Genomic DNA, 19,741 nt, shown 5'->3' on the forward strand with positions numbered 1-19,741 from the left:
CGAAGGCGATGGACAACAAACTCACCCTTACCGTCCAGTTCGCCGCGCTCGACCAGCTGTCCGGGGCGCTGCGCAGCATCGCTGGCCTCGGCCGCACCGGCTCCTCCGCGCTGCGCGCCCTGCAGGGTGATGCCCGCCAGCTCAAGCGTGACATGCGCGAGGCCTCGGCCGCGATCGCCAGCAGCTCGGGCAACGTCACCCAGCTGATCGATCGCGAGCGCAGCCTTGCGGCACAGCTCGCCCGCACCAACAGGCTGATCGAGCAGCAGAAGCGGCTGATGGCCATCGATGCCCGGGCTGACGCCATCCAGCAGCGCGGACAGGATCTGCAGGGTCGTGGCCGGGACAACCTGGTCGCCGGCGCGTCGCTTGCCGCGCCGCTGTTTCTCGCGGCTCGGGCAGGGGCGGACTATTCGACAGCGCTGGTCGACATCCAGCAGAAGGCGGACCTTGCCGACGCGGCCACCAATCGCCTCGGCCGCACCATGCTGCAGATCGCGGCCGACACCCGCCAGCTGCCACAGAATATCGCGGCAACCGTCGACACGCTGGCCGGCATGGGACTCGAGGCGAACAAGGCCGTCCAGATCGCGCCGGCGATCGCGCGCCTCGGCACCGCCTACCGCGTCGATCTCGCCGATGGTGCATCTGCGGCCTATGCCAACATCAACAACCTGAAGGTGCCGCTGTCCGAGACGGCCCGCGCGCTCGACATCATGGCCACCAGCGGCAAGCTGGGCGCGTTCGAGGTCCGCGACATGGCGCGCTCCTTCCCGTCGCTCACCGGCCAGCTCAACGCGCTGGGCGAGAGCGGGCTGTCGGCCGTCGGCAGGCTGTCCGCCGCCCTGCAGATCGCCCGCCAGACCACCGGCACCAGCGACGAAGCGGCCAACAACGTCCAGAACCTGCTGACCAAGATCAACGCGCCCGGCACCATCCGCGCCTTCGAGAAGAACTTCGGCGTCAACCTGCCTGCGGCCATGGCCCGCCTGCGCGCCGAGGGCTATGACACGTTCGAGGCGATCGCGATGATCACCCGGCAGGCCACCGGTGGGGACCTCTCCAAGCTGGGCTTTGCCTTCGAGGACATGCAGGCGCAGGCCGGGATCCGCACCCTCATCCAGAACCTCGACGAATATCGCCGGGTGCGCGACGCCGCGATGGCGGGCGAGGGCACGGTCAACCGCGCCTTCGACCAGCGCGTCCTGCGCGACGCCAATGTCAGCTGGCAGGCGTTCATGGGATCGGTCTCCACGCTTGGGATCACGCTCGGCACGACGCTGCTGCCGACACTGACCGAGGTTGCGAACTCGCTCAACGCCGGGCTTCAGTGGGTGGCACGATGGGCGCAGGCCAACCCGGAAACCGCCGGCGCGATCATGAAGACCGTCGGCGCGCTGGTGGCAATGCGCATCGGCCTCGGTGCGGCGCAGATGGCGTTCGGTGCGATCCTTGGCCCTGTCGGCACGGTTTTCCGCGTCTTCGGCAAGGCGCGCGAGCTTGGCATCTTCTCGCGAGTCCTCGGGACCGTCGTCAACGGCGCTATCCGCGGCGCGCCGCTGTTCATGCGCGCTTTCAGCATCATGCGTACGGCTTCGCTATTTCTCGCCCGGGGCGTCATGCAGGCCGGGCTGATGATGATGGCCAACCCGGTCATCCTCGCCATCACCCTGATCGTCGTCGCGATCGCTGGCGCCGGCTATCTGATCTATCGTCACTGGGACACGATCAAGGCCGCCTTTTCGGCAGGGGTGGCTCGGCTCTCCGCTGCATGGGATTGGATCAAAGCCAACTTCACCAAAATCCTGCAGTATATGGGACCGCTTGGCTGGGCAGCGAACTTTGTCATCACTCACTGGGAGACGATCAAAAACGCCTTCTTTGGTGCACTGAACTTCATCGGCGGACTTGTCGGTCAATTCATGACCATCGGCGGCCAGATAATTGACGGCATAGTCAATGGAATATCGAATGCTGGCAGTCGCGTATGGAATGCTTTGAAGAACATCGCGCAGGGCGCAATCGACCGTCTGAAGGCGATGCTTGGCATCGCCAGTCCGTCACGCCTCTTCATGACGCTTGGCGGATTCCTGACCGAAGGGCTGGCCATCGGCCTTGATGACGGCGCACGGCAGCCCCTGCGCAGCGTCCAGCGGCTCGCCACCGGCGTCGCCAGTGGCATGGCGGTGGCAACCTCACCCTTCGCCGCCGGCGCGGCTGTGGCCGGCGCAGCGGCCGCTGCAGCGCCTGCGGCTGCGGCACCCGGCCCGGTGACCATCAACGTCTACCAGCTGCCCGGGGAAGACAGCGAGCAGCTGGCCAGAAGGATCGCGGAGATAATGCGCCGCGGACCCAAGCCCGGCGAAGGAGGCGGCAGCTATGGCGACGGCTAACCGGGCAGGAAGCCCGATCGGAGATCTCGGCAACCTTGCGTTCGTCGCCGGCGTGCCGGTGCCATCGAGCGTGCAGACCACGCGCCGCCTGCTCGGACTGCCCGACTTCCCGGCAGTCGCCTCCGCCCCGACCGTGTCGGCACGGTTGCGGGAGATCGATGCCAGCGAGGCATCCCCCACTGTCCCCGGCACCAGGCTGACCATGCTGGCGCTGGGCCTGTTCGTCTTCGGCATCGAGACGCTGGCCTATCAGGAGTTGCAGCGCCGCACCGAATATCGCCATGGCGCGGCCGAGCGACTCGGCGCCGCACCGGCATGGCAGTTCCTCGGGCCCGGCGCCGACACCATCACCCTGCCCGGCCTGCTGCTGCCCGAGCTCGTCGGCGATTACGCCTCGATCGATTCCCTGCGCGAGATGGGCGCGACCGGAGAAGCTTGGCCGCTCGTGCTGCCCGACGGCCGCATCCTCGGGCAATATTTCATCCGCATGGTCGAAGAGCGGCAGTCCAACTTCCTGCCCGGCGGAGCGCCGCGACGCATCGAGTTCAGCATCGATCTCGAGCGCGCCGATGGCTGACAATGTTCTGGTCGTGCCGCCCGCCGGCCGCGCCGACTATGTGCAGCCGGTACCGGCGTGGCGCGTCTCCCTTGCCGGCGAGGATCTGACCGAGATCATGCGGCCGCGCCTGATCGAGCTCACCTTGAGCGAGCGCCGCGGCGAGGAGGCGGACCAGCTCGAGATCACCCTGCACGACGTCGATCGCGCGCTGGCCCTACCGCCGCCAGAGGCAGTCATCACGGTCGCGCTGGGCTGGGCCCGCGGCACGGGCGTCACGCCCGGCCTGGTCGACAAGGGCAGCTTCCGGGTGGATGAGATCAGCTGGGAGGGGCCGCCCGACGCGCTCAAGATCACCGCGCGCGCGGCCGACCTGACGGCAGGCCTGCGCACCCGCCGCGATCGCAGCTGGAACGGCCGCACGCTGGGCCAGATCGTCGCGGCGGTGGCCGGCGAGCATGGCCTCACCCCGCGCGTGCATGCCGATCTGGCCGGCCTGCAGGTGCCATCCACCCAGCAGAGCGCGCGCTCGGACATCCAGTTCATCCGGGATCTGGGGCGACGCTACGACGCGGTGGCCACCGTCAAGGACGGCAACCTGCTGTTCATGCCGATCGGCACGGCAGCCAGCGTCAGCGGCCGCCCGCTCGCCGCGCTAACCCTCACCCGCGCCATGTGCGAGCGCTACGCCTGGTCGCGCCGCAAGCGCGAGGAGCACGGCGGGGCCGAGGCCCGGTGGAGCGATCGCGCAGGCGCACGCCGCCAGACCGTGCGCGCCGGCACTGGCGACAATCCCCGTCGACTCCGCCGCACCTATGCCAGCGAGGCGGAGGCGCGCGCTGCGGCCGAGGCAGCGGCTCGACGCGATGCGCGGCAGGCAGCCGAGGTCAGCATCAGCCTCGCCTTTGGCAACGCCGCGATCGGCGTGGAACAGCCGATCGGCCTGACCGGCTTCAAGAGCGAGATCGATGCGGCACGCTGGCAGGTGGCCGAGGTCAACCACAGCATGGGCGCGCGGGGATTCCGGACTGATATCAAGCTCGATCTGGGCGCGAGCTAGCGCGTACCGGTCTCGATTGACGCACCGACTTACGCGTTGCGACGGGCCAGATAGTCTGTCGCGCGCTCAATATATAACTGCATTCCTGCCCGGGTGTCTTTGCCCCAAATATCGGGTGCGGCTTTGCCGGAGGTTTCAATATAGTGCTGAAGCCCCAAGACTGAAAATGCCGGTGCATTGACCGCTATTTCCAACGCCGCGTCGAATCGACTTTGGTCACTAGGATGCGGCGTCGACCACGTGGGCAATCTAAGCCAATCGTCGAACGGTTCATAAATGTTCGCCATAGGATCACACCTTCAGTGCAATGTCTTCGGCGGGCGTGACGCCACGCCGAAGCGCAGGCATTCAGTTCAGGCGTAGAGAGTGTTCATTGCACCGTGCAATCGTCGAGGATCGGCGATCCGATCACTTCGCTGACCTTGGCGCAAGTGACGGTCACGTCCTGACCCCGGCTCAAGCGACTGGCCACCGCCTTGCCCTCTTCTCCGAGATTGGCCATCACATTGGAAAATTCATTCGCTCCGCGGAGCGACAACACCGGGTTATCCATGAAGTCGAGCTCGATCGAACGGATGGTCCCGCTGACTTCGAGCGGCTTGTCACCATATGTCTGCTGGGCGGCAACCTCGTTGTCCTCATAGGCCCGGCCCAGCTCCTGCGACGTCACCTTGAGCGGCTCCACAGCCGCTGCGGGGGCATCGCCCGCAGCGTCGCCGCCGTCGCTCGGCGGGGCACCGCAGCCGGCGAGAGCCACCAGGCCAAATACAATCACTGCAGTACGCATCGGTCTTCTCCCTGAAAGGGGGGTTACATCCCCCTGATCACAGCCACCACGCGCCCGATCACGTGCATTTCCCCATCGACCACCACCTGTGGATCGACAAGCTTGTTGTCGCTCATCAGGACGTAGGAACCATCTGGCTCTGCCCTGACCCGCTTGATCATTCCGATATCGGCCACTGCCACCACCCAGATCGCATTCTGCCGATTTAGATGGTTCTGGCTCATGTCGAAGAGGACGATGTCGTGATGGCCGATCGTCGGCACCATCGAGTCCCCGTCGCCGCGACAGAAGCGAAGGTGCTCGGGTGCGCTCTTTGTGTATTGCCGCAGGAAGGCGCCCGGGAACCAAACTGTCGACTCCTGCACCGTCTGCACATCAAGATATTGGCCGCCCATGCCGTAGGCGAGATCGATCTCCTGAACGGCAACCATGTCGAGCTGCTCGGCAGCAAGGGCCTTGCTCTCTCCCGACCGGGCAGCGAAGCGATAACCGCGTGCGTCAGATGAGACCTTGGCTTCCGCCGCCTTCAACCGCTCTCTGTATTCGGCTTCGTTGATCGGCTCGTCATTAAGATCGAGCATCTCGATCTTGTGAACTGTGAGGCCCAACAACCAGTCGAGGTTAACGGCAAGATTGTTGGCAATGCGCGGCAGGTGACGCGAATTGCGTGTCCGACCGGTCAATATGTTGCTGATCGTGCTTTGTTCGACGCCAACAGCATGAGCCAGCCCCAACTGGTCAATGCCGACCTCATCCATCCGCTCGCGCAGACGCTGGGCTGTCAGATTGAGCTCGTCGGCCATGATCACGGGATAACGAAAAAATTCGCTATCCTATATTCGATTGCGCTTGCGTTGATATTCGTTTGCGAATATTCGATGCTCATGAGCGATGCCCTCACCTCCTTCGAAGCCCTTCAGCTGGCGGTTGAACGTGCTGGCACGCAGGAGAGCTTTGCCAATGCGCTCGGCGTCTCCCAGCCCACGGTATGGCGCTGGCTCCAGTCGTCGAAGAGGCTGCCAGCCGAGCATGTGCTCGAGGCCGAGCGCCAGTTCGGCGTGTCGCGGCACGATCTGCGGCCCGACATCTACCCTCGCGACTATCCGCCCGCGCCGGAAACGTGCGCCGGCATCCGCTTCCATGGCGTCGATCGCCATGCACGGAGAGTCGCATGATCAATCGCGGGGGCGCGCTGTCAGAAACCACCGAACCGACCGGGAATGCGATCGACCCTGACTTCCTGCCCGGTCGCAACTCGGCGGGCGAGCATGGACGCACCAGCCCGCTCCATGTTCGCCCGCCGCTCTTGCCCTCCATCAGCTTCCCCCTCGATCGGCGTTACCGCCGTGCCCTGTTCATCGCAGCCGGTAAATCCGGCGACTTCACCGGAGAAGCCTCATGAGCAGCGGCCTGTACTTGAGTGGCTTCACGCCGAAGGGCGTCGACAAACGGCTCGACCGGTCGAGCATGATTATCTCGGGCAAGGGGCAGGCCGCAGAAGTTTTGCGGCAACACCATGTCCCGTCGGACTGGGGAGACCCGGTCGAAGCGGTCTCTTTCGCGACCGGCAGCGGCGTGATCAAGGCGATTGTGGCCGACTATGCCAATTATCGCCGCGTAATATTGCGGCTGCGGAATGGCGCTTATCGCGTTGAATTTACTCGGTGGGATTTGCGATGAAGCCAGATCGCACCGCCCACGTGCCCCCGCGCGACCAGCTGCTCAAGGTGGCCAGCGACCAGCTGGTCCGCGCCTTCGGCGGTCAGGAAGCGGCGGGCGAGCACATCGGCTGCCGGCAGCAGCGCGTCTCCGATTGCGTCCGCCCCAACACGCCGGACTTCCTGCGCATCAGCGAGGTCGCGGCGCTCGAAGACGCCACGCACGGCACCATCGGCCACCCGCTGGTCACGCGGGCGCTGGCGCGCCGGCAGGGCTTCATGCTGGTCCGCCAGCCACAGGCACCCGCCGCCGACGGCGACATCCTCAAGCTGCTGGGCGATCTGGCAGCGGAGAACGGCGACATCGCCAAGGCCGTGCTTGACGCGATCGCCGACGGCAAGATCGATGCGGCCGAGCGCGAACACATCATCGAGCAGATCATGGAGCAACAGACCGTCGGCGCCGCCATGATCGCCATGCTTCGGTTTGCCGGGGAGGGCGCGTCATGAATTCCTACTCGCACATGATGAGCCCGGGCCGCATCAAAGCGATCACGAAGCGGAAGCGCGGGGCAATGGCGGATTGCGCACATTGCGGCGAACCAGGAATCGTGCGGTCGAGCGAAACAGTCACGCCGCTGCACCGGGACTTCTACTTCACCTGCTCGAATCCGAAATGCGGCCACAGCTGGAAGGCCCAGCTCAGCTTCGTCCACACTATCGCGCTGCCGGCGCAACAGAAGGAAGGCTTGCAGCTGCCGGTCATGAAGCCGCGCTCCACGCGCAATGGCGATCCGCCGATCGCCCGCAAACCCGCCGCCTAGCCGGCACGCATACCGCCCCGCAGCCCCGCACTTTTGCCGGACCCCGTTTCCGGCGTCGCCCTCCCTTTGCCTGCACCAATTGGAACCCGCGCCCGCATGCAATCCGTCCTTCAAAAAGAATTGCTCTCGGCGCTCCAGCGGGACTTTGCCTTCCGCAAGGAGGGGGACTGGCTGCGCAAGGGCAAGTGCCCCGACTGCGGCAAGAAGGAGCTCTACACCCACGGCGTCACCCCCCGCATCCTGAAATGCGGGCGGCTCAACCGCTGCGGCTTCGAACGATCGGTCAAGGACTGGTATCCGGAGATCTTCGACGACTGGTCGAAGCGCTTCAAGACCACCGAGGTCGATCCCCATGCCGCTGCCGATGCCTATCTGACCCACGGCCGCGGCTTCGATCTGCGCGGCCTGCGCGGTGCCTACACGCAGGAATATTACCGGGACGAGGCGCGCGGCATCGGCAGCGCCACCATCCGCTTCCCGCTGCCCGGCGGCAGCTGGTGGGAGCGCATCATCGACCAGCCCGGGCGCTTCGACCGCAAAGCCCGCTTCGCCCCGGGTAAGTCCTATCAGGGGCAATGGTGGATGGCCCCCGGCGATACCATGGAGTCGCTGGCTGCGGTCGACCGCATTTGGATCGCGGAGGGCATCTTCGATGCCATCGCCCTGCGGCACGCCGGCGAGACGGCCGTCTCGGCGATGACCGTCAACAACTATCCCGAGGCCGCGCTGCGCGCCCTGCGCAAGGCGATCGCCGACAGCGACAGAGCCGATCATTCCCCCGAGCTGATCTTCGCCTTCGACATCGGCAAGGCCGGTCTCGAATACACCCGCAAATTCCTCGAGCGCGCCCGGCGCGAGGGCTGGAAGGCCCGCGCCGCACAGGTCACCCCCGACGGCGACGGCGACAAGCTCGACTGGAATGACCTGTTCATCCGCGATCGGCTCTCCGCCAAGGATCTCGAGGAGTATCTGTGGAACGGGGAGGTCGCCACCGCCCCCAACGCCACCGAGAAGGCCTGCCTGCTCTACGAGCGGCGCAAGTGGACCAGCTTCAGTCTGTCGCATGATGCGCGCACCTGGTGGGCGCATTTCCCCGCCGAGCGCATCAGCGAGGTCCAGCTCAAGGAGCAGCTGACAGAGCGCGCCGCCATCCGTGCCTGCGCCGCGGTGGTGGAGATCGCCAACTGCAGCTTCCGCACCCTTTACCGCGAGCGCGACGACGTCACCGACGACACCGCTTACTATCTGCGCATCGATTTCCCGGGCAAGCACCCGACCGCCAAGGGCCGATTCAGCAATGGCCATCTGACGGCCGCGCCCGAGTTCAAGAAGCGCCTGTTCGCCTTCGGCGGTTTGTTCACCGGCACCACCGGCCAGCTCGATCGGCTGATGCAGACCCAGACCCGGGATCTGAAGACCGTCGAGCCGATCGACTTCACCGGCTATTCGCGCCGGCACAAGGCATGGCTGTTCGGCGACATCGCTGTCCGCGGCGGGCGCGTCCACCCGCTCAACGACGAGGATTATTTCGACTTCGGCCGTGAGGCGGTGAAGCTCCGCTCCGCCGAGCGGTTGCTCGAGATCGATTACGACCCCGACCATCTCGACACCCAGTGGCTCCACAACATCTGGATTGCCTACGGGGCCAAGGGGCTGGTCGTCCTCGCCTACTGGACGCTGTCGCTGTTCGCCGAGCAGATCCGCGAGGCACAGAAGAGCCTCGCCTTCCTCGAGATCACCGGCGAGCCGGGATCCGGCAAGTCCACGCTGCTCGAGTTCAACTGGCGGCTGTGCGGCCGCGATGCCTATGAAGGCTTCGACCCGACAAAGGCGACGCCGGCGGCGATCGCCCGCAACCTCGGCAAGGTCGCCAATCTGCCCGTCGTCCTGATCGAAGGCGATCGGCGCGACGACGTGCCCCACTCCAAGCGCTTCGAGTGGGACGAGCTGAAGACGGCCTATAACGGCCGCGCCGTCCGCTCACGCGGTGTCCGCAGCGGCGGCATGGAGACCTACGACCCGCCCTTCCGCGGGTCGATCGTCATCGCCCAGAACTATCGCGTCGACGCCAGCCCCGCGCTGCTCGAGCGCCTGATGTGCCTCACCATCGACAAGAGCGGGTGGTCCGCCGCCACCAAGCGCGCGGCCGAGGAGCTCGAGCGCTGGCCGACCGAGCGGCTGTCGGGCTTCATCGTCCACATCGTGCGGCGCGAGGCCGAGTGGATGGAGGCCTTCCGCGAAGGCTACGCCAAGGCCGAGCGGACCCTGCCGGAGATGTCCGGCATCACCCACCAGCGCCTGGTCAAGAATCACGCCCAGCTCGCCGCCGGCTTCGACGCGCTCTGCGCACTCGTGCCGATCCCGCCGGACTGGCAGCTCGCCGTCCACAGCCAGATCGCCCGGATGACCGCCGAGCGGCACGAGGCGATCAGCGCGGACCACCCGATCGTCGCCAAGTTCTGGGAAACCGTCGACTGGCTGATCGCCAACGAAGAGCTCAATCCCACCCGCCCGATCAACCTCTCGCGCAAGCCCGCAGAGTTCATCGCGGTCAATCTCAACCTTTTCGAGGAGCGCTGCCGCGCCCGGGGCATCGCCAGCGCCCCGACGCAGGATCTCCTCGTCAAGCACCTGCGCGGCAGCAAGTCGCGCCGGTTCGTCGCCGCCAAGCCCGTCAACACCATCCTCGACAAGAGCATCCACTGCTGGGTCTTCCAGCAGCCGGACGCTGCTGGCCGGGGGCAGGGAGCGTCCCATGCATCAGCCTGATCATACCGCGTTCGCCGGCAAGCCGATCCAGCCTGCCATCTACATCTGCGAGGAGTGCGCCATCGAGCATAACGGCGACGCCCGCGCACTGCCGGCAGGGTGGGACCGGGTCACCGATCCGCACAGCCACCAGACCAGCGTCCGCTGCCCCGATTGCCTTGAGGCGATCGAGCGCGACTGGGCCGAGGCCGTCGCCCTGCTCGGATACGGGCCCGACGCGGATCGCCTGCGCGGCGCGATCGCCGACATGGGCATCGCCGCCGCCCGCTTCACCGGCGCGCTGGAGCTCCGGTCATGACGCCGGTCGAACTCATCGCCGGCGCATCGGCCAATGACCACGCGGTCGCGGCCAGCGCCACGCTGTCGGCGATCGCCATCGTCCTGCTCGGCCGCGCCATCCTGACCATCGCCGTTCGGGCCTTCCGCTCATGAGCCGGCGTCCGCCCCTCATCGACGGCCAGCGTCCGCAGCGCAGCTGCTGGATCGCGGCCCTCATCGACTGCGCTTTCCTTGCCGCCGCCGCAGCCATCGGCCTGCTGCTCGGCGCCGGCGAACTCATCATCGAAGGGATCAAGCCATGAACGGCGGCTTCAGCCAGCAGGTCCGCGTCCTCGAATCCGCGATGGCCACCGCGACGCCGGCCTGCATCGATACCGGGTCGGAGCCCGGCGCATGGGCCACTGCCCTCGCCCACAGCCCCACCCTGCACTGCGCCTGCTGCGGCCTGCCGGCGCACAGCTGTGCGGTGGTGCAGGAAGCCCGTGCCGAGGCGCTGGCGGACACCGGAGACGGCGCTGGAGGGCTCGGCGATTATCCGCCGGAGCTGCTGCTGTCATGAGCGAGCTCTGCGCCCGCTGCGACGCCCGCCGTCCCGATGGTGCCGACTGGGCCCGGCACACCAGCGGACTCACCGGCACCGCCTACCTCGTCTGCCCGGCTTGCGAGGAGACCAAGGGCGGCATGTCGATCCGCGCGGGGGACGTCAGCGCCACCGACGATCAGCTCAAGCTCTTCATCGAACGCATCGAGCGCCTCGAGGAGGAGGAGCGCGGTCTCAAGGAAGACAAGCGCGACACTTACTCCGAGGCGAAGGCGGTCGGCTACGACACTCGCATCATGCGCGAGGTCATCAAGCTCCGCCGCATGCACCCCCACGATCGCGCCGAACGAGACGCCCTGCTCGACACCTATCGAGCCGCGCTCGGCCTCGGCTGACCCTTTTCAACCGAAGGAGCCCCGCAATGGCCTGTAACTGCATCAATGAAATCGACACGAAGTTGGCCGCAGAACACCACCTTAGGCTTGACACTTCGATCTGCTTGATCGGCGGCGGGCTGGTCTCTGCGACCTACAGCCGGCTGATCCGTCTCGACACTGGCAAGGAAGAAACCCGGAGCCGCAAGCCAAGGCTCTTCGGGCACACTTACTGCCCGTTCTGCGGCGTTCGGTCGATCCCGGAGCCGGCTGTCCCCGCCGAGGGAGACGCCCGATGATCGTCGTCCCCATCATCCTGCAGAGCGCCGTCGACGGCCGCACCGAGATCCTCGGCACGCTGATCGTCGACAACATCGGCGGCACCGATCGCCGCGCCGACTATCGCTGCCGCATGTACGGCAAGCAGCCCGACGGCCGCTTCCCGGATCTCCGCCAGCTGGAGGCCGCGGAGGACAAGCTGCGCCGCATGCTGCGCGAGCTCGAGCAGCTGCGGTGCACCCGCCTGTTTTGCGACGAATATCACTTCCGCCGGCGCAAATACCTGCCCGACGCGATCAACACCCTCACCGCCCGCATCGCCCGGCTCCGCGCCGAGGCAGCCGCGCTCGGCCTGCAGGAGCGCGCAGCATGACCAGTCCCACCCTTCAGGCGCTGCTCGAGGTCCTGACCGCATTCTGGAGAGGCTCCGCGCTCGGCCTGCTGCTCGCAGCCACGCTCATCTTCTGCGCGGTCAGTCTGCTGATGGCTCTGTGGCTGGCGGGCCGCGCGATCCGGCATCCGATCCACACATGGCGCACCTTCCTCGCCATCGCCCGCAACCTTCTCGGAGAAGAGGACGACCGCAATGTCCGATAACACCGCCATCGAATGGGCAGACGCCACCGCCAACTATGTCAGCGGCTGCGACCCGATCTCGCCCGGCTGCACCAATTGCTTCGCCATGCACAGCGGCGGGCGCAACCTGCCCGGCCACCCCTCAACTGGCCTGACCAGGCCGACGAGGGCAGGCCATGTGTGGACCGGCGAGATCCGCGTCGTCGATAAATGGCTGGAGACGGTGCTCCGCTGGCGCAAGCCGCGCCGCATCTTCTGGAACAGCCACGGCGATCTCTTCCACGACGCCGTCCCGTTTGATGTCATCGACCGCCAGTTCGCCGTCATGGGGCTCACTCCCCAGCACATCCACATGGTCCTGACCAAGCGGCCTGACCGGATGCGAGAATACATCGAGAGCTTGCCGGAGCGGCAAAAGACACTGGCTTGCGACCCCGATCTCGATTGGCACTTTTTTCCGCTTCCCAACGTCTGGCTGGGTGTCAGCATCGAGGATCAGACCCGCGCCAACGAGCGCATCCCCGATCTGCTCGCCACCCCCGCCGCCGTCCGCTTCATCAGCGCAGAGCCGCTACTGGGGCCGGTGGACCTAAGCAAGGTCGAATGGGATGTGGCGGGCTATCGCATGTACGGATGCTTACCATGTCCAGATGATCCCGACGACTTCGTGTACGCATCGCACGACATGCAGGGCGTGCGATGGGTCATCGTCGGCGGAGAGAGCGGCCCCAACGCCCGCCCGATGCACCCGGACTGGGCCCGCAGCCTGCGCGACCAGTGCGCCGCCGCTGACGTGCCGTTCCATTTCAAGCAATGGGGCGAGTGGGAAGTCGCGCTGGACCGTGAGCGTGACGACCCAGATTGGCGCGCCGATTACAGCAATGATTACGTTGATCGCGGCAAGTCCAAATGGCTTAATCTGGAAGGCGGCCGTGGCTTCCACGGCGAACGCTTCCACGTCATGCGCCGCGTCGGCAAGGCCCGCGCCGGTCGCCTGCTCGACGGTGTCCAGCACGACGCCTTCCCGGGAGGCGCATCATGAGCACGCGCTTCTCCTTCATCTTCAGCGACAGGATCGAATACAGCTTCTGGCTGATCTTCGACGACGTCGGCGGCATGCGCCTCTCGCGCGGTGAGCCCAGCTGCGGCCGCGCCGAGCGGGCCATGCAGGTCACCGCCTCCCTGCCTAAGGCCCTGTTCGCCACCCCGCGCCTCTCGGCAAAGATCGCCGTCGCCGGCGACGTCCCCGAAACCACCATCGACATCACCGCGGCCAGCGAGGCCCTGCGCGGAGCCCTCGGCGTCGACGTCGACCTTGTCGTCAGGGAGTCGGCACCATGAGCGTCCCGGTCGATATCCGCCCGGCGGACTTGACCCCGCTGGCCACGCCGGCGCTGGGCCGCGTCCTCGCCGCCCGCCTCCGCCAGATCGAGCAGCACGGCCACACCGCCGCGGCCGATGACGCCGCCGGCGTCGGCAAGCTCGTGGCCGTCTCCCGGGCCAAGATCCTGAAGACCCTGCAGACCGCTTTCCGCGACATGGACAGCGATCTGCAGATGGCGGGGGATATGGCCATGGGCCGCATCGATGCGCTCACCACGGCCGAGCTGGACCTTCTCGATCGCCGCATCGCCCAAGCCATCGCCACCGGCCTCGCCGCCATGGACGTCATCGATCGCGAAAGGGCACGGCGATGAAGGCGCTCACCATCTGGCAGCCATGGGCCTCGCTGATCATCGCCGGGGCCAAGCCCTATGAATTCAGGGGCTGGCGCTTCCCCCGGTCGCTGATCGGCCAGCGCATCGTCATCCACGCCGCCGCCCGCAAGATCGATCGGCCAGAGGCATCCCTGCTCTACCAGGTGCTCCGGCATCGGGAAGAGAGCGAGGCGCTGCGGCAGGCCGCGGCAGAGACCTGCCTGCATCCGGACGCCGCACTGCCCATCCTCGGCCGCGCATGGATGCCCTACCGCGAGCCGCTGCCGCTCTCCGCCGGCGTCGGCACCGCCGTTCTCGGAGAGCCCCGCAACGGCCTCGACATCGCCGCCGAGTTCGGCGTGCCGAGGGCCAACGACAGCGATCGGGACGAGCACGCCAACTGGGGCTGGCCCATGCTCGATATCGAGCAGTGGGAAACCCCCATCCCCGCCCGCGGCGCGCAGGGCTTCTGGACTTGGCCAACATTGGAAGGAGCCGGACTATGAGCCCCGCTCGTTGGACGTCAGAGGAGCTCGCCCTCCTCCGCGATACTTATTCCGCCGGCGGCATCGATGCCGCCCTGCAGGCGCTGCCGCACCGCCCACGGCAGGCCATTTACCTCAAGGCCAGCAAGCTCGGCCTGCGCACCACGCACCGCAACGCCGCACCGCAGCTGGCGCTCACCGGCGAGCAGCTGGTCGAGGCGATGCAGCTGCGCGCAGAGGGCTGGGGATGTGAGCGCATCGGCAGGAAATACGGCCTTGCCGAAGGCACCGTGTCGAACGCCATCATCATCGAGGAAGGTCGGCGCAAGGGCTATCGACCGGTGCCGCGCGACGAGCATGGCCATCTCCTGCCAGAGTCGATCGAGACCATCCGGCTGCTCATGCGCAAGGGCTTGAAGGCCCGCGATATTCAGGAGCGCTGCGGTGTCAGCGCGGCCTGTGTCGCCGAGCAGCGCCGCCGGTACCAGCGCGATCTCAAGGAGCGGAACAAGGCCCCGCTGCCGCCACCGGGCGGTGGACAGGCCTATTCCGGCAAGCTGGTCAGCAAGGACGATCGCAAGAAGGTGGAGGCCCTCTACATGCAGGGCCTTGGCGCGCGGAAGATCGTCGAACGCACCGGCGTCTCATACACCACCGTCCAGCGGATCAGGCAGCGCCTGGTCAAACGGCTCCGCCGCAAGGGCGAGTGCCTGCCCGGCTGCGATCTGAAGGGCCGTCGCCACACGCAAGCCGAATCATCGCGCTTCATCCCACCGGAGGCGATCGAGCAGCTGCGCGCCATGATCATCGATCGCGTGCCCGTCGCGCGCGCCGCCCGCCAGATCGGCATCGGTGGATCCTCCGCCTACCGGATTCGGAACGAGCTCCGCGCAGAGCTCGAGGCGAAAGGGCAGGTATTGCCCGATCCCGTCATGCCCGGGCGCATCTCGGATCCTCGCCACCCCGCCCGCGCATCCGCATGGCTGCCGAAGGGTGCGAAGAACATCTACCGCTATCGCGAGCTGCTGCGGTCGATGTCGGCCGACGAGGCCAAGGCGACGATCCTCGCCGAGATCGAACAGGCCCGCCTCGAGGCAGCCGAACGGCGCAGAGCCGAGCATCGACCCCTCCGATCGCTCTCATTCGAAGAGCAGCTCGAACGCGTCCGCCGCGGCGAAGCCCGCGTCATCGCCAACATCCCCATGCCCACCCGCGCCCTGCCCGACGTCACCCTCGGCGGCGTAGCCACAGGACAACTCGCATGACCCCGACACCACAAGAGATAGCTGCGCGGATGAGTGAGGCGCAGAAGCGATTGGTTCTCGCGAGCGGGCCTGACGACATAACGGGCGAAGAGGGTTGCGGCGTCGATATACGCGGAGCCGACTATCGCGTTGCTCGTTCCTTAGAGGCGAAGGGCTTGGGAAGCTACACGCATGGCTGTTCGTACGGCGACATGTATTGGAACATCCCTCTCGGCCTACAGGTCCGCACCATCTTGGAGACCCCCGACCCCGGCCAATGCATCTGCACCGCCGACTATTCCGGGGCGTGGGAAATGGACTCTGACTGCCCTGTCCACAACCCGCCCAATAGCAGGCTGCGCAACAACAGAGCGAGCCACCCATGAGCGGCGAGATCAGCACATCGCCGCTCTCGAATCGCCACCCGTGGGACTGGTATGTCGAGGAGCAATGGGTCACCCATCGCCTCGCCGACTTCGTCGAGCTCGAGCCGGACGCCACCTATCTCGATCCATGCTGCGGACAGGGGAACATCGTCGAGGCCCTGCGCGCCCGCGGCCTCACCGCCTATGGCACCGATCTGTTCGACCGCTACAGCAGCCCGCACTTCATGGGCGTGCACGACTGGCTGGGAGACCAGGTGCACATGCTCGAGGCGATGCAGCCGCTGTCGATCATCTTCAACCCGCCCTACAGCCGGCAGGACGGCCAGCTGGTCGCAGGCCTCGCCGAGCGCTTCATCCGCCGCGCTCTCACTGTCGCGACGCACAAGGTCGCGGCCCTTCTGCCCGTCAAGTGGCTGGCGAGCAGGGGCCGCTATCGGCTGTTCGCAAAGGATCATCCGCCCACCGAGATCTTGATCCTGTGCGAGCGGCCATCGATGCCACCCGGCCACATCATCGAGCAGCTGGGCAAGAAGGCGTTCAAGGAGGGGAAGGTCGATTACATGTGGGTGGTCTGGGACCGCCGGCGCTGGATGCCCCACGTCCCGATCAGCTGGATCCCCGCGCGCGACACTCAGTTGCCACTTCTCGGAGAGCCAGCATGAGCGACCAATTTACGCGCTGGCTGTGCCCCAAATGTGGTGAGCCCGGAATCGACAGCTGGAACAAGGCGATGTTCGACGGCCTCGCTCATGAGGGAGGCATTCCCGCCCTGCATATCCTCGGCGACATGTGCCAGCATTGCACGCATCCGATTACCCTTGCCTATCGTGCGCCCGGCGTGGCCCCGCGCGCGATCGTGGGACCGGACGAAGACTCGTTCGAGTACGAGCATTGCGCAATGCTAATGCTTGAAGCTGACCCTGCTGCCGGTGTGGAACTAATACCGTCCACCGCCCGCGATGCGGATTGGAGTCGTGGATGCCTCGCCGCGAAGTCACAGCTTCAGTGACTTTGTTCTAGCCATGGCCCGTCCGCTACCAGCCCCTGCAAACGATCGCCCCGGCAGCGATCTTGCCAGCGATTTTGCGCGCGCGCTGGGGCGTGCAATGCTGGCTGAGTTGAACCGCTACGAATCAGGTCTTTCGATCGACCCAGAAGAAGCCTCCGCAAGTGACAATGCCCATGCCCCGCGCCGCAATTTACGCCCGCTTCTCCAGCGACCGACAAAGCGATAGGTCCGTAGATGATCAGATCCGCCTTTGCGCCCAGCGATTAGAACGCGAAGGCTGGGGCCTGGGCCCGGTCTATTCGGATTATGCTATCAGCGGCGCACAGCGCGATCGGCCCGGCCTCAACTCACTCCTCGCCGGCACTGGTGACTTCGATATTCTCATCTGTGAATCGCTGGATCGTTTGAGCCGCGATCAGGAGGACATTGCCGCCATTTTCAAGCGCCTCCGCTTCGCCGGCGTCCGCATCGTGACGTTGGCCGATGGCGATGTGTCGGAGATCCACATCGGGCTCAAGGGCACAATGTCGGCGCTCTTTCTCAAGGACTTGGGCGAGAAGACGCGGCGTGGCCAGATCGGTAATATCCACGCCGGCCGCAGCGGCGGTGGCCGGTCCTATGGCTACCGTCCGGATCCGCGCATCGATGCGCGTGGCCAGCCAGAGCGAGGCTGGTTGACGATCGACGATGCCGAGGCCGATATCGTCCGCCGGATCTTCACCGAGTTCCGCAACGGCCGCAGCCCGCGGGCGATCGCCGCTGGCCTCAACAGGGAAAAGGTGCCTGCCCCGCGCGGGGCGCTGTGGCGTGCCAACGCAATCTCGGGCAACCGGGCCCGGTGCAACGGCATCCTCCACAACCAGCTCTACATCGGCCGCCTGGTCTTCAACCGGCAGCGCTTCGAGAAGGATCCTGAAACCCGCCGGCGCGTCGCGCGGCCAAACCCGCCCGAGCAATGGGTCATCAACGACGTCCCGGGCCTGCGGATCATCGACGACGCGCTCTGGCAAGCGGTGCAGCAACAGATCGCCAGCGCCTCGCATCTCTATCCGGCGCAACAGCGACGGCCGCGCCGGCTGCTCTCGGGTCTCGTCCAGTGCGGTCTGTGCGGCGGCCGCGTCAACGTCATCGGCGCCGAGCGCTGGGGCTGTGCCAACCATCGCGACACCGGCACCTGCAGCAACAACCGGACGATATCGACCCGCCTGCTCGAGGGTCGCGTTGTCGCTGCCATGAAGAGTGAATTTCTCACCCCTAAATTCGTCGAACAGTGCATCAGCGAGTTCACCGCTGCAAAGTCGGCACAGTCCGCCGAGTCACTCCGACGGCGTGCGCAGCTTGAGCGCCGGCGCGCCAAATTGGCCGATCGGTCGGAGCGCTTGGTAGACGCGATCGCCGACGGGCTCGGGGACTACTCCGTCACGAAGCAGCGGCTTATCGAGACCCAGCAGGAGATGGATGCGATCGAGCGGCAGCTCGCAGACATCGATGTCATCGATGACGTTGATTGGCACCCTGAAGTGGCCAGCGCCTATCGCCGCTACATCGAGCAGCTTGAGGAGCGCCTGCGAATGGACGGGCCCGACTTCGCTGAAGTCCACGACATCATGCGAGCGATGATCGGCAAGGTGGTAATGACACCCAACCAGACCGCCCGCGGCGCCAACCTAGAACTCCACGGCCTCCTCGCGGCCGTACTGACGGCAGGAACAAAAACGGCCCCCGAAGGGGCCGCTTATATGCCAGCGATGGTTGCGGGGGCAGGATTTGAACCTGCGACCTTCAGGTTATGAGCCTGACGAGCTACCGGGCTGCTCCACCCCGCGCCAAAGATGTGCCGCATCTGCGGCAAAGACGACAAAGGGGCGAGACCGGTCAGGATCACGCCCCATTTGGCAATGTGAATGGTATCAGCATTCGTTACGCTTCGCGCCGGCTGCAATGCCTGGCGACGACCTACTCTTCCAACGCTTAAGCGGTAGTACCATCGGCGCTGTCAGGTTTCACGGCCGAGTTCGAGATGGGATCGGGTGGGTCACTGACGCTATGGTCACCAAGCAATGGAGCCGGCGCGAGCGGGCGTGCGGACACGCCCTTGCGTCTGTTTTGCTGTGCAATCGATGCTGTTATCTAGCTGAGATAATTGCCGCACCAGCGGCATGACCCTTTGCAGGGCTGCCGTTGATGGCGGGACTCTCAATGCGCGAAAGAGCAATTAGGATCGGTTAGCTCCACACATTACTGCGCTTCCACATCCGACCTATCAACGTGATGGTCTATCACGGCTCGATGAAGACTAATCTTGAGGGAGGCTTCCCGCTTAGATGCTTTCAGCGGTTATCCCGTCCGTACATAGCTACCCTGCTGCGCGGCTGGCGCCACGACAGGTACACCAGAGGTACGTTCAACCCGGTCCTCTCGTACTAGGGTCAACTCCTCTCAATCTTCGACGCCCACGGCAGATAGGGACCAAACTGTCTCGCGACGTTCTGAACCCAGCTCACGTACCACTTTAATTGGCGAACAGCCAAACCCTTGGGACCTGCTCCAGCCCCAGGATGTGATGAGCCGACATCGAGGTGCCAAACGATTCCGTCGATATGAGCTCTTGGGAATCATCAGCCTGTTATCCCCGGCGTACCTTTTATCCGTTGAGCGATGGCCCTTCCACTCGGGACCACCGGATCACTATGACCGACTTTCGTCTCTGCTCGACTCGTCAGTCTCGCAGTCAGGCAGGCTTATGCCATTGCACTCTTGCAGACGGTTTCCAACCGTCCTGAGCCTACCATCGCGCGCCTCCGTTACTCTTTAGGAGGCGACC

27 protein-coding genes, 1 tRNA gene, 2 rRNA genes and 1 pseudogene (1 of these 31 only partly in view) are annotated in these 19,741 nt (G+C 65.8%); 24 read left to right on the top strand and 7 right to left on the bottom strand.

All coding sequences use genetic code 11. The features are described from left to right. Window positions 1–8: 8 nt before the first annotated feature. The 3 genes from AC0QC4_RS03645 to AC0QC4_RS03655 are packed head-to-tail and all read left to right on the top strand — an operon-like array spanning window position 9 to window position 4,009. Complete coding sequence (locus AC0QC4_RS03645) at window positions 9–2,393, top strand: phage tail tape measure protein (RefSeq protein WP_483658355.1); 2,385 nt, start codon at window positions 9–11, stop codon at window positions 2,391–2,393. Further along, window positions 2,380–2,970, top strand: a complete 591-nt coding sequence (locus AC0QC4_RS03650) for a phage tail protein (RefSeq protein ID WP_483658356.1) — start codon at window positions 2,380–2,382, stop codon at window positions 2,968–2,970. Before AC0QC4_RS03645 ends, AC0QC4_RS03650 begins: the two co-directional genes overlap by 14 nt. Next, window positions 2,963–4,009, top strand: coding sequence for a contractile injection system protein, VgrG/Pvc8 family (locus tag AC0QC4_RS03655; RefSeq protein WP_483658357.1), 1,047 nt, complete (start codon window positions 2,963–2,965; stop codon window positions 4,007–4,009). Before AC0QC4_RS03650 ends, AC0QC4_RS03655 begins: the two co-directional genes overlap by 8 nt. Before the next feature lie 29 nt (window positions 4,010–4,038). Here the strand turns inward: AC0QC4_RS03655 and AC0QC4_RS03660 are convergent, their stop codons facing one another. From AC0QC4_RS03660 to AC0QC4_RS03670, 3 genes are all read right to left on the bottom strand, one after another. Then, window positions 4,039–4,296 (bottom strand): hypothetical protein, encoded by a 258-nt coding sequence (locus AC0QC4_RS03660; protein ID WP_483658358.1) that lies wholly within the window; start codon window positions 4,294–4,296, stop codon window positions 4,039–4,041. 83 nt (window positions 4,297–4,379) lie between these two features. Beyond that, window positions 4,380–4,796: an OB-fold protein gene (locus tag AC0QC4_RS03665; RefSeq protein ID WP_483658359.1), complete on the bottom strand. Its 417-nt coding sequence runs from the start codon at window positions 4,794–4,796 to the stop codon at window positions 4,380–4,382. Window positions 4,797–4,819: 23 nt separating this feature from the next. Continuing rightward, window positions 4,820–5,599: an XRE family transcriptional regulator gene (locus tag AC0QC4_RS03670; protein ID WP_483658360.1), complete on the bottom strand. Its 780-nt coding sequence runs from the start codon at window positions 5,597–5,599 to the stop codon at window positions 4,820–4,822. Window positions 5,600–5,680: 81 nt separating this feature from the next. Here AC0QC4_RS03670 and AC0QC4_RS03675 point away from each other — a divergent pair, with 81 nt between their 5' ends. From AC0QC4_RS03675 to AC0QC4_RS03775, 21 genes and pseudogenes are all read left to right on the top strand, one after another. Beyond that, window positions 5,681–5,971 carry a YdaS family helix-turn-helix protein gene (locus AC0QC4_RS03675; RefSeq protein ID WP_483658361.1) on the top strand — a complete coding sequence of 97 codons (291 nt, stop codon included), beginning with the start codon at window positions 5,681–5,683 and terminating at the stop codon, window positions 5,969–5,971. After that, window positions 5,968–6,198 (top strand): hypothetical protein, encoded by a 231-nt coding sequence (locus AC0QC4_RS03680; RefSeq protein WP_483658362.1) that lies wholly within the window; start codon window positions 5,968–5,970, stop codon window positions 6,196–6,198. The genes AC0QC4_RS03675 and AC0QC4_RS03680 overlap by 4 nt, the downstream gene beginning before the upstream one ends. Continuing rightward, the gene (locus AC0QC4_RS03685; RefSeq protein ID WP_483658363.1) at window positions 6,195–6,476 is read left to right on the top strand and encodes a hypothetical protein; all 282 of its coding nucleotides are present in this window, start codon (window positions 6,195–6,197) and stop codon (window positions 6,474–6,476) included. The genes AC0QC4_RS03680 and AC0QC4_RS03685 overlap by 4 nt, the downstream gene beginning before the upstream one ends. Beyond that, entirely contained in the window at window positions 6,473–6,964 is a 492-nt protein-coding gene (locus tag AC0QC4_RS03690) for a phage regulatory CII family protein (RefSeq protein ID WP_483658364.1), read from the top strand. Before AC0QC4_RS03685 ends, AC0QC4_RS03690 begins: the two co-directional genes overlap by 4 nt. Then, the gene (locus tag AC0QC4_RS03695; RefSeq protein WP_483658365.1) at window positions 6,961–7,278 is read left to right on the top strand and encodes an Ogr/Delta-like zinc finger protein; all 318 of its coding nucleotides are present in this window, start codon (window positions 6,961–6,963) and stop codon (window positions 7,276–7,278) included. Before AC0QC4_RS03690 ends, AC0QC4_RS03695 begins: the two co-directional genes overlap by 4 nt. Before the next feature lie 96 nt (window positions 7,279–7,374). Further along, complete coding sequence (locus AC0QC4_RS03700; RefSeq protein ID WP_483658366.1) at window positions 7,375–10,047, top strand: toprim domain-containing protein; 2,673 nt, start codon at window positions 7,375–7,377, stop codon at window positions 10,045–10,047. After that, entirely contained in the window at window positions 10,034–10,345 is a 312-nt protein-coding gene (locus AC0QC4_RS03705; RefSeq protein WP_483658367.1) for a hypothetical protein, read from the top strand. The genes AC0QC4_RS03700 and AC0QC4_RS03705 overlap by 14 nt, the downstream gene beginning before the upstream one ends. Next, window positions 10,342–10,479, top strand: a complete 138-nt coding sequence (locus tag AC0QC4_RS03710; RefSeq protein WP_483658368.1) for a hypothetical protein — start codon at window positions 10,342–10,344, stop codon at window positions 10,477–10,479. The genes AC0QC4_RS03705 and AC0QC4_RS03710 overlap by 4 nt, the downstream gene beginning before the upstream one ends. After that, window positions 10,476–10,628: a hypothetical protein gene (locus AC0QC4_RS03715; protein ID WP_483658369.1), complete on the top strand. Its 153-nt coding sequence runs from the start codon at window positions 10,476–10,478 to the stop codon at window positions 10,626–10,628. The genes AC0QC4_RS03710 and AC0QC4_RS03715 overlap by 4 nt, the downstream gene beginning before the upstream one ends. Further along, window positions 10,625–10,885: a hypothetical protein gene (locus AC0QC4_RS03720; protein ID WP_483658370.1), complete on the top strand. Its 261-nt coding sequence runs from the start codon at window positions 10,625–10,627 to the stop codon at window positions 10,883–10,885. Before AC0QC4_RS03715 ends, AC0QC4_RS03720 begins: the two co-directional genes overlap by 4 nt. A gap of 122 nt (window positions 10,886–11,007) precedes the next feature. Further along, entirely contained in the window at window positions 11,008–11,262 is a 255-nt protein-coding gene (locus AC0QC4_RS03725) for a DUF2312 domain-containing protein (protein WP_483658645.1), read from the top strand. Window positions 11,263–11,536: 274 nt separating this feature from the next. After that, window positions 11,537–11,893: a hypothetical protein gene (locus AC0QC4_RS03730; RefSeq protein WP_483658371.1), complete on the top strand. Its 357-nt coding sequence runs from the start codon at window positions 11,537–11,539 to the stop codon at window positions 11,891–11,893. After that, entirely contained in the window at window positions 11,890–12,117 is a 228-nt protein-coding gene (locus AC0QC4_RS03735) for a hypothetical protein (RefSeq protein WP_483658372.1), read from the top strand. The genes AC0QC4_RS03730 and AC0QC4_RS03735 overlap by 4 nt, the downstream gene beginning before the upstream one ends. Next, window positions 12,107–13,138 (top strand): phage Gp37/Gp68 family protein, encoded by a 1,032-nt coding sequence (locus AC0QC4_RS03740; protein WP_483658373.1) that lies wholly within the window; start codon window positions 12,107–12,109, stop codon window positions 13,136–13,138. Before AC0QC4_RS03735 ends, AC0QC4_RS03740 begins: the two co-directional genes overlap by 11 nt. Beyond that, window positions 13,135–13,437 (top strand): hypothetical protein, encoded by a 303-nt coding sequence (locus AC0QC4_RS03745; RefSeq protein ID WP_483658374.1) that lies wholly within the window; start codon window positions 13,135–13,137, stop codon window positions 13,435–13,437. The genes AC0QC4_RS03740 and AC0QC4_RS03745 overlap by 4 nt, the downstream gene beginning before the upstream one ends. Beyond that, window positions 13,434–13,793 carry a hypothetical protein gene (locus AC0QC4_RS03750; RefSeq protein ID WP_483658375.1) on the top strand — a complete coding sequence of 120 codons (360 nt, stop codon included), beginning with the start codon at window positions 13,434–13,436 and terminating at the stop codon, window positions 13,791–13,793. Before AC0QC4_RS03745 ends, AC0QC4_RS03750 begins: the two co-directional genes overlap by 4 nt. Continuing rightward, window positions 13,790–14,299: an ASCH domain-containing protein gene (locus AC0QC4_RS03755; RefSeq protein ID WP_483658376.1), complete on the top strand. Its 510-nt coding sequence runs from the start codon at window positions 13,790–13,792 to the stop codon at window positions 14,297–14,299. The genes AC0QC4_RS03750 and AC0QC4_RS03755 overlap by 4 nt, the downstream gene beginning before the upstream one ends. Then, window positions 14,269–15,543, top strand: coding sequence for a hypothetical protein (locus AC0QC4_RS03760; RefSeq protein ID WP_483658377.1), 1,275 nt, complete (start codon window positions 14,269–14,271; stop codon window positions 15,541–15,543). The genes AC0QC4_RS03755 and AC0QC4_RS03760 overlap by 31 nt, the downstream gene beginning before the upstream one ends. Window positions 15,544–15,904: 361 nt before the next feature. After that, on the top strand, window positions 15,905–16,570 hold the full coding sequence (locus AC0QC4_RS03765) for a TRM11 family methyltransferase (RefSeq protein WP_483658378.1): 666 nt from the start codon (window positions 15,905–15,907) through the stop codon (window positions 16,568–16,570). Beyond that, window positions 16,567–16,917 (top strand): hypothetical protein, encoded by a 351-nt coding sequence (locus AC0QC4_RS03770; protein ID WP_483658379.1) that lies wholly within the window; start codon window positions 16,567–16,569, stop codon window positions 16,915–16,917. Before AC0QC4_RS03765 ends, AC0QC4_RS03770 begins: the two co-directional genes overlap by 4 nt. Before the next feature lie 173 nt (window positions 16,918–17,090). Continuing rightward, a pseudogene (locus tag AC0QC4_RS03775) lies at window positions 17,091–18,092 on the top strand (recombinase family protein); the annotation flags it as partial. A gap of 141 nt (window positions 18,093–18,233) precedes the next feature. On the opposite strand, the gene AC0QC4_RS03780 reads toward AC0QC4_RS03775, so the two are convergent. From AC0QC4_RS03780 to AC0QC4_RS03795, 4 genes are all read right to left on the bottom strand, one after another. Beyond that, entirely contained in the window at window positions 18,234–18,518 is a 285-nt protein-coding gene (locus tag AC0QC4_RS03780) for a hypothetical protein (protein WP_483658380.1), read from the bottom strand. A 148-nt stretch (window positions 18,519–18,666) separates the two neighbouring features. Next, window positions 18,667–18,743: transfer RNA gene (locus AC0QC4_RS03785), tRNA-Met, on the bottom strand. A 117-nt stretch (window positions 18,744–18,860) separates the two neighbouring features. Further along, window positions 18,861–18,975: ribosomal RNA gene (gene rrf / locus AC0QC4_RS03790) — 5S ribosomal RNA — on the bottom strand. Between the two features lie 138 nt (window positions 18,976–19,113). Beyond that, a 23S ribosomal RNA gene (locus tag AC0QC4_RS03795) occupies window positions 19,114–19,741 on the bottom strand (it continues 2,162 nt past the right edge of the window).

The sequence above is a fragment of the Sphingomonas sp. jy18 genome (assembly GCF_056931895.1).